This is a genomic window from Mesorhizobium sp. M00.F.Ca.ET.216.01.1.1 (assembly GCF_004010325.2).
GTDB lineage: Bacteria > Pseudomonadota > Alphaproteobacteria > Rhizobiales > Rhizobiaceae > Mesorhizobium.
Genome location: NZ_SADR02000004.1, coordinates 164301 through 183241, shown reverse-complemented (window position 1 = coordinate 183241; position 18941 = coordinate 164301). Strand labels below are relative to the sequence as shown.

Below are 18941 nucleotides of genomic sequence, written 5' to 3'. Positions count from 1 at the left end.
ATTCGGGGTAGCCGAAAGACAACAGAAAGAGCCGCGCGGCGCTGGCCACGCGGCTCTCATTGGGCAGAAGGCCGCTCGTCGAAAGTCGGCGTAACCGGATTAGCCGGCGGCGCTGGCCTGCGGTGCCGTACGCGCGATCAGCATCTGCCGCACGGCCGCCATCGAGGTGGTCAGCTCGTTGATGGCGTCTTCGATCAGCGCCCGCTGCTTCTGCAGGCGCGCAAGCTGCTTCTCCGACTTGTCGAGCGCCAGCCGCAGCTGCTTGGTGTTGGAGCCGGTCGGGTCGTAGAGATCCATCATCTGCTTGACGTCACGCAACGAGAAACCGACCTTGCGACCGAGCAGGATCAGCTTTAGCCGGGCCTTGTCGCGACGCGTGTAGAGACGGGTCGAACCGTCGCGCTTCGGGTTGAGAAGACCCTTGTCCTCGTAGAAACGCAGCGTGCGCAGCGTCACTCCGTATTTCTTGGCCATCTCGCCGATGCGGACAAGCTCCTCGCCGGCTTGGTTCGACATATCATTGGTATTGGCCGCGGCTTCACCCGGCGAAACAAGTTTCATGGTCACTGGCTTTTCCCGTATGGTGGCGTCGCGGTCCCAGACCTTGCGTCGCCTGAGTGAAAGCGGGGACGTGCTTCCAGTCCTGGTTTCAACAAAAAAATCGCAGAAGGCGCGATCTGCGCACCTTTTACGTTTACGTCAATTTATACCGACAGCCGCCTCATGACGCAAGGGCGTTTTAAGGGCAGAACGTTATGCCGCACCCGCCAGAGCGACCCGCCGGCACGTCGCAACTTCTTAAGCTTGCTTAACGCGTTGTTTACCACGTTGGGCGAAATGTGCGCATGTCGGTCAGCCGTGTTTATTCTGTATCGAATTTTTCACGGTTTTTCGAAGCGCGGGGAAAACCCGGGGAGTTCGCTTCCACCGCAGTAAAACCGCGCGGTCGCCTTCGTTCCCGACAGGACTTGGAAACTGGTCACCAGCCAGCAATTCTGAACACGGGCGCATCGATGAACAGCAAGCGGTCCTATCTCGATACACTCAATGCCGGCAGGCAGCGAAGGCCGCACACCACGCTTGAGCAGCTCAATCGTTCGCTAGAGACGCTGGAGCAACGGCTGGAGCGGACGCGCGAGGACACGGCGGAGCGTCTCGATCCGCGTCGGCCGGCCGCGGAACCACGCTATGCGAGCAGCCAACCCTATGGCCAGCAACGCTGGCATGAGGATCCGCACCCTCCACAGCGGCCGGCGAGCCCAGCGCCGGCTCAGCCTGCCTTCGACCAGAACTATCAGGCGATCGCCCGCGACATCGACCGCGTACGCGGGCAGGAGGACAGCGTCGCTGTGGTCGGCAAGATCGCCGGCGAGCTGCGCGGCCTGCGCGAGGAACTGCGCCACCAGATGACCGCCGGCCTGAAGCGGGAATTCGACGCGCTGCGTAAGGACATCGAGCGGGCTTTCCAGGCAAGTGGCCAATCCGGCGGCCAGGCAGGCAAGGGCAGCGCCGAACTCGGCCTCGAGTTCGAGCGGCTTTCCGGCGCCATCCAGGCACTGGCCGAAAAGAGCGACGACAGAGGCGTCAACATGCTGCGGCTCGAGCTGCAGCAGGTCAAGGTTGCGCTCGACACGCTGGCGCGCGAGGAGAGCGTGCAGGCGGTCGACCGCCGCTGGGACGATTTCGACCGCCGCTGGAGCGCCTTCGAGGATCGCGTCGACGCCGATCAGCGCAAGCGGTCGGACGCACCCGGGCTTTCGGCGCTGACCGACCGGCTCGAGCAGATCAACAACGCCGTCAACAATTTGCCGGAATCGCTGTCACTGCGTTCGCTCGAGGAAAAGGTTCGCACGCTTGCCGGCGCCGTCGATCTTTTCGCCAGCCAGCAGGCCAATCGCGGCAGCGACACGTTCGGCATGATCGACGAGCGGCTTGACGAGATCTCCCGCGCCATCGTCGCCTCGACCGTCGCCGTGCAGGCCAATTCGTTCGACCCCGAACCGTTCGAACGCATCGAGAAGCGGATCGCCTCGCTTGCGCAGCAGATCGAGGAAGTCACGCAGGTGCATCCGAGCAGCGAAGTCATAGACCGCCTCAACATGCTGTCGAGCCGGGTCGACGAACTTGCCGGCCGGGCCAATCTGCCGGAGCAGGCGATGGAGCGCCTCGGCAAGCAAATCGCGCTGATTGCCGACAAGATAGACCGCGCGCCAGCCATGCCCGATGCCGACTATATCTTCCAGGGCCTGGAACAGCGTTTCGACGCGCTGTCGGGCATGATGGAACGCCGTCAGGGCGATGCGATCGAACAGGGCAACTTGCTGTTTCGCGATATCGAGCGGCGGCTGGACGAGGTCGCCGACCGGCTGGACCAGCGCATGCCGCAAGTCGATAGCACCAGCATCATGGACGCCATCGACTCCCGCTTCACCGCGCTCGCCAAGCGCATGGAGACACGCATTCCCGATCCAGCCAACGAGGCGGCGATCCGTGGCCTCGAAAGCCGGCTCGAAGACATCTCGGGCCGGCTGGAATCGTCCGCCGCTCAGGTTGCCGGCATCGATCCGGCGCTAATCCGCAGCCTCGAAGCGCAGGTCGCCGGCCTTTCGGCGCACCTTTCCAAGCCCGGCACACCGCTGCCGGAATTCGAAGACATCAGCCCGCGTCTCAACGAAATCGAGAAGTCGCTGGCCGGAACACGCGACTCCATCCTCAGCGCAGCGCGCGAGGCGGCCGAGAGCGCCGTCCGTTCGCTGGCCGACTCCAGTGCCAACACGACGGCCGTTGCCGGCCTCGCCCAGGACCTGAAGACGCTCGAAGCGCTGACGCGCCGTTCCGACGAGCGCAATTCGAGGACGTTCGAGGCCATCCACGACACGCTTTTGAAGATCGTCGACCGGCTTGGTTCGCTGGAAAGCAGCGACCCGGTCGAGGCCGTCAGCGAACTCATCGACCCGCAGCCGGTGAGCAAGCGGGCGGCTCGAGCTTCCAAGATCGCGGTGCAGGACGCGCCGTCGATGGACATCGACCAGCCGCTGCCGCTGACCGGCGATATGGCCGACCTCGACGCCCGAGCCGCCGCCATCATGCGCAACGAGCCGGGCCCGCGCTCGCCGGCTGAAGCCGCGGCGGCAGCCGCCATGGCGGCGCTCGGCTCGGACACGATCGCCGAGAAGAGCGGCAAGCCCGGCAAGAAATCGCTGTTCGGCGGACTGGCGCGTGCCCTCAAAGGAAAGAGGGAAACGGAAAACCCGCCGCTGGCCGGCTCGACGCAGAGCGTCGACGTGCCGAGCGTCGATCTCGACGAGCCGCTCGACCCGAAGCTCGCCAACCGGCCGCTGGAGCCGGGCTCCGGCGCACCTGACCTCAACGCCATCATGAAGCGCGTGCGCGACGAGCGCGGCCCGCCGGTCAGGCACAGCGAGACCGATGCGGCAAAATCGGATTTCATCGCCGCAGCCAGAAGGGCGGCGCAGGCCGCAGCCGCCGAGGCCGACGCCCTGAAGCGCCAGTCGACGATGAGCGGCCCGGTGAAGGCGCTGCGGATCGGCGACCTGCTCAAGGCACGGCGCAAGCCGATCCTGATGGCGGCTGCCGCGATCATGCTGGCGCTTGCCGGCCTGCAGTTGGGCAAGGCCTTCTTCTCCGACCCGGTCGAAACGGCCGGCAACGATGCGGCGCCGATCGTTACCGCGCAGCCGGTGGAGACCGCCTCGGTCAATGCCGCAAGCCAACCGAAGACGGACACCAAGGCAGCGGCAGAGGATGTGCCGGCCCGCATCGTTAGGCAGGCAGAGCCGCCAGAACCGGTAACCAAGGACGACATGGCGGTGCAGTCCGTTGCCGCCGCACCATCGAGCGCCGGCGAACCTGTCGACGCCGCAGCTCCGGTCGAGCCGGCGCCGGCTGCCACGACTTCAGCCGCAAATGCAGATCCGGTGGCCTCGGTACCAGGCGTGACAGCTTCGGCACCGGCGGCCGCTGTGGAAGCCACGGCTGCCAATGCGGACGCAACGGCCACCGCGCCAGCTGCTGCGACCCCGGTCGCGGACACCACCGGTGCGGTCCCGCCAGCGGATGCAGCAGCGACGGCAATTGCCAGGATCGACATCCCTGCCGATGCCGGCCCGGCTGCCTTGCGCGATGCGGCTGCCGGCGGCGATGCCAGGGCGCTGTTTGAGGTCGGCTCGCGCTATGCCGAGTCGCGTGGCGTCAAGGAGGACATGGCGGCGGCGGCCAAATGGTACGAGAAGGCCGCCGAGTTCGGCTTCGCACCAGCTGAATACCGGATCGGCAATTTCTACGAAAAAGGCATCGGTGTCGCACGCGACGTCAAGAAGGCGAAGACCTGGTACCAGCTCGCCGCCGAGCAGGGCAACGCCAGCGCCATGCACAATCTCGCCGTGCTTTTCGCCATGGCCGCGGACGGCGTGACCGACAATGAATCGGCAGCGCACTGGTTCCAGGCAGCGGCCGACCTCGGCGTCAAGGACAGCCAGTTCAATCTCGGCATCCTGGCGGCGAAGGGTGTCGGCATGAAGCAGAACCTCGAGGAGTCCTACAAATGGTTCGCGCTCGTCGCCAAGACCGGCGACAAGGACGCGGCGGCCAAGCGCGACGAGATCGCCAATGCGCTCAGGCCCGAGCAGTTGGAGCGTGCGCGCGCCGCCGCCGAATTGTGGAAGGCAAAGCCGCTCGATGCCGCCGCCAATTCGGCCGACATTCCTGAATCCTGGCAGGAGGGCACGCCGCAGACGACCGCCGGCATCGACATGAAAAAGGCCGTCCAGAACATCCAGCTGATCCTCAACAAGAATGGCTACGAGGCCGGCGGCGCGGACGGTGTGATGGGCCAGAAGACCAAGAACGCGATCATGGCCTTCCAGACCGACAACAAGATGAAGGCGACCGGCGAGATCGACGAAAAACTGGTCAAGGCGCTGCTGGCGCGCAAATAACGGGAGATGCGTCGCTTCCGCGACGCCCTTGCCACATATTTGGCTGTTAACTGATTGAGATGTTTTTTGTTTTGGCGCCGTGGCGAGGTTTGACTTCGCCGCGCTGCCAGCGCAAGAACAAATTAGCTTTTTGGGCGCGAAATGCCCGCAACGGCTGCATTCGCCGACAGGCAAACTGATCGAGACTGACGGGTGGGCATCTATCTCCCGATTGCGGAAATTTCCGTCAACGTCTTCGTGCTGCTGGCCATGGGCGCAGCGGTGGGTTTCCTGTCGGGCATGTTCGGGGTGGGCGGCGGCTTCCTCATCACGCCGCTGCTGATCTTCTACAACATACCGCCGGCGATCGCGGTCGCCACCGGCGCCAACCAGGTCATCGCCTCCTCCTTCTCCGGGGCGCTGTCGCACATGAAGCGCGGCACGCTCGACTTCAAGCTCGGCGGCGTGCTTCTGGCGGGCGGCATCGTCGGCTCGACCGGCGGCGTCTTTGTCTTTGCACTTTTGCGCCGGCTCGGTCAGCTCGACCTGTTCATCTCGCTGCTCTACGTCGCGCTGCTTGGCACCGTCGGCGGGCTGATGCTGGTCGAGAGCGTCAATGCGCTGCGTGCCACCCGCAGCGGCGCAGCACCGGTGCTGAAGAAATCCGGCCAGCACAACTGGATCCATCGGCTGCCGCTGAAGATGCGCTTCAGGGCCTCGAAACTGTTCGTCAGCGTCATCCCGGTGCTTGGCCTCGGCGCGGGCATCGGCTTCCTGTCATCCATCATGGGCGTCGGCGGCGGCTTCATCATGGTGCCGGCGCTGATCTACCTCTTGAAGGTGCCGACCAACGTCGTCATCGGCACGTCCCTGTTCCAGATCATCTTCACCTCGGCCTACACCACGCTGGTCCACGCCACCACCAACCAGACGGTCGATGTCATGCTTGCCTTCCTGTTGATGGCGGGCGGCGTCGCCGGCGCGCAATATGGCGCCAAGGCCGGCCAGAAGCTGCGCGGCGAACAACTCAGGGCGCTGCTGGCCATCCTGGTGCTGGCGGTCGCCATCCGCCTTGCCATCGACCTCTTCGTCACACCGCCCAATCTTTATTCGCTCACCGCAGCGGGCCTGAACTGATGGCGGGCCTGAGGACGTTCGCGGCTGTTAGTCTCCTGGTCTCGCTCGCCGCCGCATCGCCGGCGATGGCGCAGACCCCGCCGACGGAAAACATCCAGATCGGCCTGTCGACCGACGCCGTGTCGATCACGGCCGGCTTTTCCGGTGCCGATCTGACCATCTTCGGCTCGCTGGAAAATCCCGACCCGCTCGTGGCGCGCCAGGGACGCTATGATGTCATCGTCGTGCTGGAAGGCCCCGCCCGTCCCGTGGTCGTGCGCCGAAAGGACCGGGTGCTCGGCATCTGGGTCAACCTTGAGTCCGAAACCTTCGAGAACGTGCCGATGTCCTATTCGGTGGCAACGACGCGCCCGCTGCAGGACATCACCGAACCGAACAGCTACAAGCAGCTGTCGCTCGGCGCCTCCAATCTCTACATGCAGCCGGCCGAGCCCGACGACAGCCCGACGACGATCGAGGAGTTCACCGCAGCGCTGCGCGAGCGCAAGGCGGCGACCGGCCTCTACAGCGAGAATGTCGGCGGTGTGCAGTTCCTGTCGCAGAACCTGTTCCGCGCCACGGTCAGACTCGCCCCCAACGTCCCGGTCGGCACCCACAGGGCCCGCGCCTTCCTGTTCAAGAGCGGACTGTTCATCAAGGAAAGCTCGGCCCAGCTCGAAATCCGCAAGTCCGGCTTCGAACAGTCGATCTTCCGCGTCGCGCACGATTATTCCTTCTTCTACGGCGTCTTCGCGGTATCGCTGGCCATGCTAACAGGCTGGCTTGGAAGGCTGGTCTTCCGAAAGGATTAGTTCCGATCCATCCCGATGAAATGGGGATGGGCTCTGTCTTCTTGTTTGACCATGATCTTTTCCGAAAACCGGTTTCCACTTTTCGAGATCATGGTCCGGAAAGGTGGTTCCCCTTTCGGCCTTCATGCGGTAGACCGCGACCTCCCAGCCAGCAGGCAGATACAAACAATTCGGTTTCGGCAGAGCGGCCGGTCACCCGGATGACGGCGCACCTCCCCGTGGCGCTGACACACTGCCCCAGACACAGCTATTGGAACTTGCGATGCGACCAGCATTCGGCGGTATCGACTTCGGCACGTCAAATTCGACCGTTGGCGTGGTCAGGAACGGGCAGCCGCGGCTGGTGGCGCTAGAAGACGGCCAGGTCACGCTGCCCAGCGCCGTGTTCTTCAATTTCGAGGACAACCACACCTATTTCGGGCGCCGCGCCATCGCCAACTATACCGACAGCATCGAAGGCCGCCTGATGCGCTCGCTGAAGAGCGTGCTCGGCAGTTCGCTCGTCCATGAAAAGACCCGCATCAAGGCGCGGTCGATCGGTTTCATGGAGATCGTCGGCCTGTTCATCGGCCATCTCAGGAAGAGGCTGGAGGAGGATGCCGGCAGCACGGTCGAGAGCGCGGTGCTCGGCCGGCCGGTGCAGTTTGTCGACGACAATGCGGATGCCGATGCCAAGGCTGAAGGCGAACTCGAAAACGCCGCCCGCGCACAGGGCTTCAAGCACATTGCCTTCCAGTTCGAGCCGATTGCGGCGGCGCTCGACTACGAGCGGAAGGTCACGCGCGAAGAGCTGGCGCTGATCGTCGACATGGGCGGCGGCACGTCGGATTTCTCGATCGTGCGGGTCTCGCCGCAGCGCGCCCGGTCGCTCGATCGCAAGGACGACATTCTGGCCAGTCGAGGCGTCCATATCGGCGGCACCGACTTCGACCGGCTGTTGAGCATCGCCCATGTGATGCCGCAGCTCGGCTACCTGACACCGACCAAGGACGGCAAGCGCAATCTGCCGGCCAGCTACTTCATCGACCTGGCGACATGGCAGCGCATCAACCTGGTCTACACCGCCAGGGCGATGACGCATCTGCGCCAGATCCGCTATGAGGCGAAACGCGCCGACCTGGTCGACCGCTTCATCCACATCGTCGAGCATCGTTACGGGCACGCGCTGGCCGCTTTGGTCGAAAAGGCCAAGATCGAGCTGACGGACCGGTTATCGGCCGATGTCGCGGTTGCCCTGCCGGAGGCGCGTTTCGCGGCCGAGATTACGCGCGAGGGGCTCGACGCCACGATCGCCAAGGATATCGAGCGGGTCACCGCCACGGTCGGGCAGACTATCGGCGACGCTCAGGTGAAGCAATCCGACATCACCGCCGTGTTCCTGACCGGCGGATCGACGGCGATCCCACTGGCCAGGCAGCTGATCCTGGCACTGGTACCGCAAGCCTCGGTCATCGAGGGCGATATGTTCGGCTCCGTCGGGCTTGGCCTTGCACTCGACGCGCAGCGGAAATTCGGCTGATCGGCCTAGAGCGGGATGCATTCGATGGAACTTGGCATCCCGCTCTATTTGTTTGTTTTAGCCGCATTTGTAAGACGCCAAAGTGATGCCACTTGGCTGCAGAATGCTCTAGGCTGGCGCCGTTCCGTCCGCTCTGGAGCCGAGATGCGCCTTGAGCGCCATCTGGGCCAGGCTTGTCTGCCTATCGCGGTGCGTGATCATGGCGAAATCGCGCTTGGGAAGGTCGATCGGCACCGATCGCAGGCTGCCCTCGGCGACCGCTCGCGCCACGACGAGCTCCGAAATGATGGTGGCGCCGGCGCCGGCCTCGACGGCCTGGCGAACCGCCTCGTTGCTCGGCAGCACCAGGAATATCTGCAGGTCCGCGAACGAGATCGCCTCGCGGCGCGCAAGATCCTCCAGCGCCTCGCGCGTGCCTGACCCGGCTTCGCGGATGATCCAGCGAAGCCCTCTGATGTCGGGACGCCCAGGCGATAGTTCGGCGATCTCCGGATGCGTGTGCGCCACGACCAGCAGCAGCCGATCGACATCGATCTTGGCACGCCGAAGGATGTCGGATTCGGTGCGTCCCTCGACCAGGCCGAAATCCGCCGTGCCGTCGAGGACCTTGGTCTCGACCTGCCTGGTGTTGCCGATGGTCACGCTCAGCCTGACGGCGGGATATGCCTCGTGGAAGGAGGCCAGCCGGCGCGGCAGCCAGTAGCTGGCAATGGTCTGGCTGGCGGCGATTGAAAGACTGCCGGTGACCGTCTGCGAGACGTGCTCCAGCACATTGTGGGCTGCTGCCGCGCGCTCGAGAACGGCCTTGGCCTCGGGCAGGAACCTGTGTCCGGTCTGGCTAAGCTCGATGTTGCGGCCGACCCGGTTGAACAACTGGACGCCATGCTGCTGTTCAAGCGATCGGACGGCGGCCGATGCCGCCGACTGCGAGATGCCGAGCAGCTCGGCCGCCTTGGTCATATGCCCGCGCTCGGCGACGGCAACGAATATCCGCAATTGGTCCAGGGTCACGAGATCATTAAGAAGCAAGTCCGATCGGAATTACAAGAACAACTTGTTAGACGGATCGATTGCTTTATTCTAACTGTTTGGGCGAAGTTGGAAAAAATTGCGGCCGACTCGCAAGAGGCAGAAAATTGATCGGGCGGTTCAAATCCTTGTTTGCCCATTGGACCCGCGGCCTGCGGCGGCGGTTTGCCGGCGACCGCTATCATCCGGAAGAGCATTACATGCGCGGCCCCGGGCCGAAAACCAGAGCCAGGTTCGCGGACCGCAAAAGCGCGGAATCATGACCAACGGACCGGTGCGCGGCGCAAATTCCGCCCCGTCGCAACGGCCGCTCGCCGACACGCGCGCGCCCGACGAGGGCGACGGTGTCGACACTTCGCCTGATGTCTCCGACAGCATCGCCAAGACCACCTGCTACATGTGCGCCTGCCGCTGCGGCATCGACGTTCATATCAAGGACGGCAAGGTCCGCTACATCAACGGCAACAAGGACCACCCGGTCAATCGCGGCGTGCTCTGCGGCAAGGGCAGCGCCGGCATCATGCAGCACTACAGCCCGGCGCGGCTGAAAAAGCCGCTTCTGCGCACCGGTCCGCGCGGTTCGGGACAGTTCCGCGAAATCGAGTGGGAAGAAGCGTTTTCCATCGCGACGGAACGGCTTTCGGCGATACGCCGGAGCGACCCGAAGAAACTCGCTTTCTTCACCGGACGCGACCAGTCGCAATCCTTGACCGGCTGGTGGGCGAGCCAATTCGGCACGCCGAATTTCGCCGCCCATGGCGGCTTCTGCTCGGTCAACATGGCAGCCGGCGGCCTCTACACGATCGGCGGCTCGTTCTGGGAATTCGGCGAACCCGACTGGGACAACACCAGATACTTCATGCTGTTCGGCGTCGCCGAGGATCATGATTCCAATCCGATCAAGATCGGCCTCGGCAAGCTTAAGGCCCGCGGCGCCAAGGTGGTCTCGATTAATCCGTGCCGTACCGGCTACAATGCCATTGCCGATGACTGGATCGGCATCCGCCCGGGCACCGACGGCCTGTTCGTGTTCGCCCTCATCCACGAATTGCTGAGGGCCGGCCGCGTCGACCTCGACTATCTCTTGCGCTACACCAACGCCCACGCGCTCGTCATCCAGCAGCCGGGTGCCGCCGATGACGGGCTGTTCGCACGCGATAGCAACGGCAATCCGCTGGCGTGGGACAGGGTGGCGAAGACGCCCGTCGCCGCCACCGACCTCGATGCAAGGCCGGCGCTGACCGGCAGCTTCACGATCGACGGCCGCCGCTGCGTGCCGGTGTTCCAGCTGATCACCGACCGCTACCTGCACGAGAGCTATTCCCCCGACGCGGTCGCCGGGCGCTGCGGCGTTTCTGCCGGGACCATCAGACGGATCGCCGCCGAACTTGCCCATATCGCCTTCGAGCAGGCGATCGAGCTACCAATCGCCTGGACCGACTGGGCCGGCCGCCGGCGCGAGACGATCAAGGGCCGGCCCGTGTCGATGCATGCGATGCGCGGCATCTCGGCCCATTCGAACGGCTTTCACACCTGCCGCGCCATCCATCTCCTCCAGGTGCTGCTGGGTACGGTGGACGTTCCGGGCGGGTTCCGCTTCAAGCCGCCCTATCCGCGATCGGCGCCGCCGGGGCCGAAGCCCGCTGGCAAGGATGTGAGACCAATGACGCCGCTCGAGGGCATGCCGCTCGGCTTCGTCTGCGGGCCGGACAATCTGCTGATCGACGACGCCGGCACGCCGGTTCGTATTGACAAGGCCTATTCGTGGGACGCGCCGCTCGCCGCGCACGGCCTCATGCATACGGTTATCCGCAATGCCTGGGCGGGCGATCCCTACAAGATCGATACGCTGATGATGTACATGTCCAACATGGCCTGGAACTCGTCGATGAACACAGTCGAGACGATGGCGATGCTGGCCGACGTTGATGACGCCGGAAACTACAAGATCCCCTTCATCATCTATTCCGACGCCTATTATTCCGAGACGGTGCCGTTCGCCGATCTCGTGCTGCCGGACACCACCTATCTCGAGCGGCATGACTGCATCAGCCTGCTCGACCGGCCGATCAGCCATGCCGACGGACCGGGCGACGCCATCCGCCATCCCGTCGTCGAGCCGGACCGCGATGTCCGGCCGTTCCAGTCGGTGCTGATCGAGCTCGGGGCGCGGCTCGGCCTGCCAGGCTTCGTCGACGACGACGGCTCTGCCAAGTACCGCGACTACGCCGACTACATCGTCAATCATGAGCGCACGCCGGGCGTCGGCCCGCTTGCCGGCTGGCGCGGCAAGGACGGAGCCTCGATCGGCAAGGGCGAGGTCAATCCCGACCAGCTACAGCGCTACATCGACAATGGCGGCTTCTGGCACCACGATTTCGCCGACGACCAGCGCTACTACAAGATGGCCAACCGCTCTTATCTCGACTTCGCCGAGAGCATGGGCTTCATTCCGAAAGCCGAGCCGATCGTCTTCCAGCTCTATTCTGAGCCGATCCAGCGCTTTCGCCTCGCGGCGCGCGGCCACGGCCGGGTGCTGCCGCCGGAAGCCGAGCGCAGCCGCATCGAGACCTATATGGACCCGCTGCCGTTCTGGTACGCGCCGTTCGAAGAGGCCGCTGTCGACCTCCATAAGTATCCGCTGCATGCGCTGACGCAGCGGCCGATGCACATGTATCATTCCTGGGGCTCGCAGAACGCCTGGCTGAGGCAGATCACCAGCCAGAACCGGCTGTTCGTGCACCACCAGACCGCCACCAGCCTCGGGCTCGTCGACGACGACTGGGTGTGGATCGAAAGCATCAACGGAAGGGTCAAGGGGCAGATCAAACTGGTCGACGGGGTCAACCCGGATACGGTGTGGACCTGGAACGCTATCGGCAAGCGACGCGGCAGCTGGGGGCTGAAGGACGACGCCGCCGAATCCAACCGCAGCTTCCTGCTCAACCATATCATCGGCGACCAGACCTCTGCCGATGCCAATGGCAAGCGCTATTCGAATTCTGATCCGGTGACCGGCCAGGCGGCATGGTTCGACCTGCGCGTCCGCATCGTCAAATGCGCGCCCGAGGAAGCCGGCTTCACCGAGCCGCAGTTCGAGCGCTTTCAGCAGCCGCCGCATTTCGAGCCGTCGCCCGGCAAGCTCAGCTTCGGCGCGGAATTTCGCCGCGAAAGAGAAGCCGCTGAATGACGTGTATCCCAGCCCAAACCGACAAGAAGCTCGGCCTGGTCATCGATCTCGACACCTGCGTCGGCTGCCAGGCTTGCGTCACCGCCTGCAAGGAATGGAACACCGGCGGCCATATGGCGCCGCTGACCGACATCGACCCCTATGGCGGCGATGTCGACGGGGTCTGGTTCAACCGCGTGCACAGCTACGAGCATATAACGGAGATGGGCGGACGCACCGTGAACTTCCCGCGTTCCTGCCTGCATTGCGAACAGCCGGCCTGTGTCACCGTCTGCCCGACCGGCGCCTCCTACAAGCGGGCCTCGGACGGCATCGTGCTGGTCGACGAGGACAAGTGCATCGGCTGCAAATTATGCAGCTGGGCCTGTCCTTATGGGGCGCGTGAGTTCGACACCGATGTCGGCGTGATGAAGAAATGCACGCTGTGCGTCGACCGCATCTATAACGACAATCTGGTTGGGGAAGACCGGGTGCCGGCCTGCGTCGCCGCCTGTCCGACCAGTGCGCGGCATTTCGGCGATCTTGGCGACCCGGCATCGGCGGTCTCGCAACTGGTGGCAAGCCGCGGCGGCGTCGACCTGATGCCAGAACTCGGCTATCAACCGACCAACAAATATCTACCACCACGCGCCCACACCACGCGCGCCGCATCGGTGCCGGCGCCGGCGCTTGAGCCGGTGCGGGCCGAAGGCGGCTTTCTTGGCTGGGTCGACCGCATGCTTTCGAACTGATCCGCACATCCATGCATCCAGCCTTCTCGGTCGTCTTTTTCACCACCGCCACGGGCGCCGGTTACGGTCTGCTGGCTCTGCTTGGCGTGCTCGCCGGACAGGGATTTGTTCCGCCAGATTTCTGGCTCGGGCTTGTCGGCACGGGATTGGCGCTTGGCCTGATCACGGCTGGACTCCTGTCGTCGGCCGGCCATCTCGGCCGACCCGAACGCGCCTGGCGCGCGTTCTCGCAATGGCGAAGCTCATGGCTGTCGCGTGAAGGCGTTGCGTCGGTCGCCACCTTCGTGCCGGCGGGGCTGTTCGCCATCGGCTGGGTGCTGCTTGGCCGCACGGACGGCTGGGTGGCCATCGCCGGGCTGTTTGCCGCCGTTGCCGCAATCGTCACCGTCTGCACCACAGGCATGATCTATGTGTCGCTGAAGCCGATCGCGCAATGGCACAGCCGCTTCACCTTGCCCGGCTACCTGATCTTTTCGGCGATGACCGGCAGCGTGCTTTTGAACGCTCTGCTGCAGGGTTTTGGCATCGGCTCGAACATTGTCCTGGCAGGCTGCGTGCTGCTGACCTTGCTCGGCTGGGGCTGGAAGCTGGCGACATGGCGGTACAACGACCGGCTGGAAATTCCGACAACCGCCAATACCGCGACCGGGCTTGCCGGCGGCACGGTGCGGTCGTTGGAATGGCCACATACCGAGGAAAATTTCCTCCTCAAGGAAATGGGCTTTCGCGTCGCCCGCAAGCACAGAGTGCGGTTGCGCCAAATCGCGCAGGCGCTGGCCTTCGCACTGCCCCTCGCGCTGCTGCTTGCTGCGTTCGCCTTGCCACGGCCCTTTGCGGCGGTGCTGTCGGCACTCGCCGCAATCGCCCAGTTCGCCGGCATGCTGGTCGAGCGTTGGCTGTTCTTCGCAGAGGCGAAGCACACCGTCACTCTTTACTACGGCAGATAGGTTTCAGCCCGGCCTCAGCATCGAGTGGGAAATGGCGAAGATGCGGTGAGTGCCAAGCATGTAGGCCATCAACGTTTCGCGGCGGAACAGTCCGGCATAGGCGCGGTCGAGCACGTTGAGCGAGCCGGTATAGGCACCAAAGGCCGGCATGATCATGCGGCCGCCGTCGCCGGCAAAGCAGCGCCGCCGCACCGAGCGACCGCGCTGCACGATGCGCGCACATGGGTGCAGATGGCCAGATATCTCGCCTTCGACGCGCACCTTCGACGGCTCGTGCCGGAACAGCAGGGAGCCAATGGCAAGTTCGCGAACCGTCTCGCCGGGCAGGTCGGCCGGCGCGTCCGGGTCATGATTGCCTGCGACCCAGAACCAGTCGCGGCCGGCCATCAGCCCTTCCAACCGCTCGCGAAAACTTGAGTGCATGCGCTCGGCACCACCGCCATCGTGAAAGCTGTCGCCGAGGCTGATGACGATCGCCGGCTGGTAGTCGGCTATTACCGCCTGCAGCCGCAGCAACGTCGCACCAGTATCGTATGGTGGGATCAGCGCGCCGCGCCTTGCCAGCGACGAGCCCTTTTCCAGATGCAGGTCGGACACCGTCAGAAGCCGAAGCTCGGGGAAATAGAGCACGCCACGCGGATCGCAGACGGCACGCTCGCCGGCAATGCCGACCGGATCGGCCTCGGCAATCAGTGATGTGCGCGCCAGCGAGAAGCTCATCGCAAACTAAAACTCATCTGTGGCCCATGGCCTCCTCGACCAGATCGGCGGCTTCCATCAGCAGCGTCTCGTTGGCGCCGCCATTCACCGATTCCTTGCCGATCTCCAGCATCACCGGCACGGCAAGCGGCGAAATCTGCTCAAGCTGCTTATGCATGATTCGACCGCGGACACGCGAGAGCATCTCGGCAAGTCTGCTGACATCGAGCAGGCCGGCCGAAGCATCCGTGCGCGTCGCCTGCAGCAGGATATGGTCAGGCTCGTGGCTGCGCAGCACGTCGTAGATCAGGTCGGCCGACACCGTCACCTGCCGGCCGCTCTTCTCCTGTCCGGGAAAGCGCTTTTCGATCAGCCCGGCGATCACCGCGCAGGTGCGGAAGGTGCGCTTCAGCATCCAGCTGTCGTTCAGCCAGGCTTCGAGATCGTCGCCCAGCATGTCCTCGTCGAACAACTCGCTGAGCGAAGGCTTCCCCGCCTTGAACAGCGCACCCATGTCGTCCAGCGCCCAGACCGCTAGCGAGTAGTCGGTGGCGACAAAGCCGAGCGGCCGGGCGCCCACCCGCTCCAGCCGCCGCGTCAGCAGCATGCCGAGCGTCTGATGCGCCAGCCTGCCCTCGAACGGATAGGCGACCATGTAATGCCGGTTGCCGCGCGGAAAGGTCTCGACCAGAAGGTCGCCGCGCTTTGGCAGCACTGATTTCTCCTTCTGCAGCCTCAGCCAGTCGGCCACCTGTTCGGGCAGCGCCTGCCAGCGGCTGGAATCGGCAAGCATGCCGCGCACCTGGTCGGCGAGATAGGTCGACAGCGGAAACTTGCCACCGGCGTAGGACGGCACGATGATGCGAGCGCCGGCGCCATTGGAGACGATGCACTCGTTCTCACGGATGCCCTCGAAGCGCAGGATCTTGCCGCCGAACATGAAATTGTCGCCGGGGCGCAGCGTCTCGGCGAAATACTCCTCGATCTTGCCGAGCACCGGCCCGCCGCGCCCGGCAAGACCGCGTCCCTGCCTGACATAGCGCACGTTGAGTTCCGGCATCTCGACGATCGTGCCGACATTCAGCCGATATTGCTGGGCGACGCGCGGATGCGAGACGCGCCAAAGCCCTTCCTTGGTTTTTCGGATGCGGGCATAGCGCTCGTAATTCTTCAGCGCGTAGCCGCCGGTGGCAACGAAATCAACGACGCGATCAAAGGTCTCGCGGGCCAGCCCGGCATAGGGTGCTGCGCCGCGCACCTCCTCGAACAGAAGGTCGGCATCGAAAGGCGCGCCGCAGGCCACGCCTAGCACATGTTGCGATAGTACATCGAGCGCGCCGTCGATCAGCGGCGGCGTGTCCTGCGCGCCGAGATAATTGGCGTCGAGTGCTGCCCGACATTCGAGCACCTCGAAGCGGTTGGCCGGGATCAGGATCGCCTTCGATGGCTCGTCCATGCGGTGATTGGCGCGGCCGATGCGCTGTGCCAGCCGGCTCGCACCCTTCGGCGCGCCAACATGCACGACCAGATCGACGTCGCCCCAGTCGATGCCAAGATCGAGCGTCGAGGTGGCGACGATGGCGCGCAGCGCATTCTCGCCCATCGCCTTCTCGACGCGCCGGCGCTGGCCGACATCGAGCGAACCGTGGTGGAGGGCAATCGGCAGCGAGTCCTCGTTTGCCCGCCACAGTTCCTGGAACAGAAGCTCGGCCTGACTGCGGGTGTTGACGAACAGAAGCGTCATGCGATGGCGCTTGATCGCCTCGTAGATTTCGGGAATGGCGTAGCGGGCCGAATGGCCGGACCATGGCACATGCTGTTCCGAATCGAGGATGGAGATGTCTGGCTTGGCTCCGCCGGCGACGGTGATCAGTCCCGCCATGGCCGGGCCTTTCGAACCTTTGGGTGGATTCTGGCCGACCAGCCAGCGCCGCAACTCGTCCGGTTCCGCCACTGTGGCGGAAAGCCCGATCGTCTGCAGGCCAGGTACAAGACTGCGCAGCCGCGCCAAGCCTAGCGCCAGCAAGTGTCCACGCTTGGAGATCACCAGCGAATGCAGTTCGTCGAGCACGACGTAGCGCAAATCCTCGAAGAAACGCCGGGCGTCGCTTGCCGCAATCAGCAGCGCCAGTTGCTCGGGCGTGGTCAGCAAGATATCAGGCGGCACCAGTTTCTGCCGCTGGCGCTTGTGCGAGGGCGTGTCGCCGGTGCGTGTCTCGATGGTGACAGGCAACCCGATCTCTTGCACCGGCTTGCCGAGATTGCGCTCGATGTCGACGGCAAGTGCCTTCAACGGCGAGATGTAGAGCGTGTGGATGCCGCGATGCGCCTGCCCCGGCCTTCTCCTGGGCCGGCCGGCCAGCTCGGTCAACGAGGGCAAAAAACCGGCCAGCGTCTTGCCGGCGCCGGTCGGCGCGATCAGCAGCAGCGACTGCCCGGCCTGCGCCCTTGCCAGCAGCTCGATCTGATGCGAGCGCGGCGACCAGCCTTTTTCCGCAAACCATTTGAGAAATGGCTCGGGCAGGACGACGGCGGCATTCTGTTCGGCAAGGCGCGGCTGCTCTGTCACGCGCCAGAGGTAGCGCGACGGCGCGCCATCGCCAAGAAGAATCAGAACAAAAGGTGATCGTTTTCTTCCTTCCCCCTTTTGTGGGGGAAGGGCTGGCGCTAAGGCCGGCGAAACCTTGTCGGGCCGCCATAGAGATAGCCGATGCGGGCGACGGCGTCCTTGAACCCTTCGCGCGACACCAGCATGGTGTGGCCGTTGGCGTGGATCATCGTCTCCGCATCGATCATGATCGCGACATGGCCTTTCCAGAACACCAGGTCGCTGCGCCCCAGCCCGGCAAAATCCGGCCCCGGATCGAGCGGCTCGCCGATGGTCGCCGCCTGCATGTCGGAATCGCGCAGAACGTTCTTGCCGGCCATGCGCATCGCCAGTTGCACGAGGCCGGAACAGTCGATGCCAAAGCCGGAGGCACCGCCCCACAGATAGGGTGTGCCGAGAAAGCTTTCTGCGACGGAAACGTAGTCGGCGGCCACCTCGCCGACAGGCCTGAGATGGCCTGCGATGATCGCCTGCCCGGACGGCAGCAGCGCATAATGCGTGCCGCGCGTTTCGGCTGAGCCCGTCACCGTCACTGCCGATCCCATCGACAGTTGACCGCTCACCGGGAAGCGCAGGTCAGGCCCCGGATAAAGGAAGGTGCGCGGCGCCGTGACCATATGAGTGGGCGCATGGTCCCGCGCTCCGAGCACCGTGTCGGCGACATAGCCGACATAGCCGTCGCGCTCGGCCTGGATCCAGGCCCAGCCTTCAGTATGCTCGAAGACGAGAATGTCGTCGCCGAACAGAAGCTGCGTGTTGACGCCGGCATCCGTGCGCGGCGCCTTGCGCACGTCGGCCACGGAGGCTGAAATCCGCGCCGGCCGGCCGGCGACAAAACGATCGGCCGCAACCTCACCCTTCAGCCGTGCATCGGCGAGATCGGAACGGAAGGCGTGAAGGCGGGCATCTCTGGCGGTCAAATCGGCAACTCGGTCAAATGGGCAATTCCTGGGCTTGAGCGATGATAACATCGCCGAAGCGCTCGACAAAGAGCGCGCCCTCGACGGTACGCCTGATCAGCACGTTGCGCTTGTCCAGTTCGTCGCGATGACGCGACACCAGCTTCAGTGCACCCATCGTGTCGAGCGCGCGCGTGATGACCGGCTTGGTGACATTGAGCCGGCCGGCGAGTCCACGCACCGTGTGCGGCGGCGGATCGAGATAGATGGTGAACAGAATCGCCGTCTGGCGCATAGTGAGGTCGGGCACGCCCTCGCGCACCTGAGACAGCATCACCTGCTGCCACAGTCGCAAAGCCTGGCTCGGGCGCAAGACAATCGACATCCAGCCAGAATGACCGCAAATTGTTTCGGTTCCGTTTCAGTCGCGGACCTTCGCAAAGTACCGGAAGCA

Annotated in this window: 13 protein-coding genes; 7 read left to right on the top strand and 6 right to left on the bottom strand. The window is 64.4% G+C overall.

Features of this window, described 5'->3' with window-relative positions:
* Positions 1–99: 99 nt before the first annotated feature.
* A complete protein-coding gene (locus tag EN859_RS07640) occupies positions 100–561 on the bottom strand; it encodes a MerR family DNA-binding transcriptional regulator (RefSeq protein ID WP_127852879.1) in 462 nt (153 codons plus the stop codon).
* Positions 562–1013: 452 nt separating this feature from the next.
* Between EN859_RS07640 and EN859_RS07635 the strand changes: the two genes are divergently transcribed.
* The 4 genes from EN859_RS07635 to EN859_RS07620 all read left to right on the top strand — a co-directional run bounded on the left by EN859_RS07635 (position 1014) and on the right by EN859_RS07620 (position 8384).
* Positions 1014–4958, top strand: a complete 3945-nt coding sequence (locus EN859_RS07635; RefSeq protein ID WP_127852722.1) for a peptidoglycan-binding protein — start codon at positions 1014–1016, stop codon at positions 4956–4958.
* Between the two features lie 192 nt (positions 4959–5150).
* A complete protein-coding gene (locus EN859_RS07630; protein WP_127852723.1) occupies positions 5151–6074 on the top strand; it encodes a sulfite exporter TauE/SafE family protein in 924 nt (307 codons plus the stop codon).
* Positions 6074–6865 (top strand): TIGR02186 family protein, encoded by a 792-nt coding sequence (locus EN859_RS07625; RefSeq protein ID WP_127852724.1) that lies wholly within the window; start codon positions 6074–6076, stop codon positions 6863–6865. Before EN859_RS07630 ends, EN859_RS07625 begins: the two co-directional genes overlap by 1 nt.
* A gap of 262 nt (positions 6866–7127) precedes the next feature.
* The gene (locus tag EN859_RS07620; protein WP_127852725.1) at positions 7128–8384 is read left to right on the top strand and encodes an Hsp70 family protein; all 1257 of its coding nucleotides are present in this window, start codon (positions 7128–7130) and stop codon (positions 8382–8384) included.
* A gap of 108 nt (positions 8385–8492) precedes the next feature.
* Here the strand turns inward: EN859_RS07620 and EN859_RS07615 are convergent, their stop codons facing one another.
* Positions 8493–9395: a LysR family transcriptional regulator gene (locus EN859_RS07615; protein ID WP_127852726.1), complete on the bottom strand. Its 903-nt coding sequence runs from the start codon at positions 9393–9395 to the stop codon at positions 8493–8495.
* Positions 9396–9672: 277 nt separating this feature from the next.
* Here EN859_RS07615 and EN859_RS07610 point away from each other — a divergent pair, with 277 nt between their 5' ends.
* From EN859_RS07610 to EN859_RS07600, 3 genes are read left to right on the top strand one after another with little or no spacing between them, the layout of a single operon-like run.
* Entirely contained in the window at positions 9673–12603 is a 2931-nt protein-coding gene (locus EN859_RS07610; RefSeq protein WP_127852727.1) for a molybdopterin oxidoreductase family protein, read from the top strand.
* Positions 12600–13334, top strand: a complete 735-nt coding sequence (locus tag EN859_RS07605) for a 4Fe-4S dicluster domain-containing protein (RefSeq protein WP_127852728.1) — start codon at positions 12600–12602, stop codon at positions 13332–13334. Before EN859_RS07610 ends, EN859_RS07605 begins: the two co-directional genes overlap by 4 nt.
* A gap of 11 nt (positions 13335–13345) precedes the next feature.
* On the top strand, positions 13346–14281 hold the full coding sequence (locus tag EN859_RS07600; RefSeq protein ID WP_127852729.1) for a DmsC/YnfH family molybdoenzyme membrane anchor subunit: 936 nt from the start codon (positions 13346–13348) through the stop codon (positions 14279–14281).
* A 3-nt stretch (positions 14282–14284) separates the two neighbouring features.
* Here the strand turns inward: EN859_RS07600 and pdeM are convergent, their stop codons facing one another.
* The 4 genes from pdeM to EN859_RS07580 all read right to left on the bottom strand — a co-directional run bounded on the left by pdeM (position 14285) and on the right by EN859_RS07580 (position 18872).
* Positions 14285–15001 (bottom strand): ligase-associated DNA damage response endonuclease PdeM, encoded by a 717-nt coding sequence (gene pdeM / locus EN859_RS07595; RefSeq protein ID WP_127852730.1) that lies wholly within the window; start codon positions 14999–15001, stop codon positions 14285–14287.
* Between the two features lie 13 nt (positions 15002–15014).
* Complete coding sequence (locus tag EN859_RS07590) at positions 15015–17549, bottom strand: ligase-associated DNA damage response DEXH box helicase (protein ID WP_127852731.1); 2535 nt, start codon at positions 17547–17549, stop codon at positions 15015–15017.
* Between the two features lie 98 nt (positions 17550–17647).
* On the bottom strand, positions 17648–18508 hold the full coding sequence (locus EN859_RS07585) for an NlpC/P60 family protein (RefSeq protein WP_189501754.1): 861 nt from the start codon (positions 18506–18508) through the stop codon (positions 17648–17650).
* 13 nt (positions 18509–18521) lie between these two features.
* A complete protein-coding gene (locus EN859_RS07580) occupies positions 18522–18872 on the bottom strand; it encodes a MarR family winged helix-turn-helix transcriptional regulator (RefSeq protein WP_127852733.1) in 351 nt (116 codons plus the stop codon).
* Positions 18873–18941 lie beyond the last annotated feature (69 nt).

Excerpts from the sequence above, each read along its gene's own strand:
- EN859_RS07640 (WP_127852879.1), bottom strand. The coding sequence starts at position 561 with ATGAAACTTGTTTCGCCGGGTGAAGCCGCGGCCAATACCAATGATATG.
- EN859_RS07625 (WP_127852724.1), top strand. The coding sequence starts at position 6,074 with ATGGCGGGCCTGAGGACGTTCGCGGCTGTTAGTCTCCTGGTCTCGCTC.
- EN859_RS07605 (WP_127852728.1), top strand. The coding sequence starts at position 12,600 with ATGACGTGTATCCCAGCCCAAACCGACAAGAAGCTCGGCCTGGTCATC.
- EN859_RS07610 (WP_127852727.1), top strand. The coding sequence starts at position 9,673 with ATGACCAACGGACCGGTGCGCGGCGCAAATTCCGCCCCGTCGCAACGG.
- pdeM (WP_127852730.1), bottom strand. The coding sequence starts at position 15,001 with ATGAGCTTCTCGCTGGCGCGCACATCACTGATTGCCGAGGCCGATCCG.
- EN859_RS07580 (WP_127852733.1), bottom strand. The coding sequence starts at position 18,872 with ATGTCGATTGTCTTGCGCCCGAGCCAGGCTTTGCGACTGTGGCAGCAG.
- EN859_RS07600 (WP_127852729.1), top strand. The coding sequence starts at position 13,346 with ATGCATCCAGCCTTCTCGGTCGTCTTTTTCACCACCGCCACGGGCGCC.
- EN859_RS07635 (WP_127852722.1), top strand. The coding sequence starts at position 1,014 with ATGAACAGCAAGCGGTCCTATCTCGATACACTCAATGCCGGCAGGCAG.
- EN859_RS07620 (WP_127852725.1), top strand. The coding sequence starts at position 7,128 with ATGCGACCAGCATTCGGCGGTATCGACTTCGGCACGTCAAATTCGACC.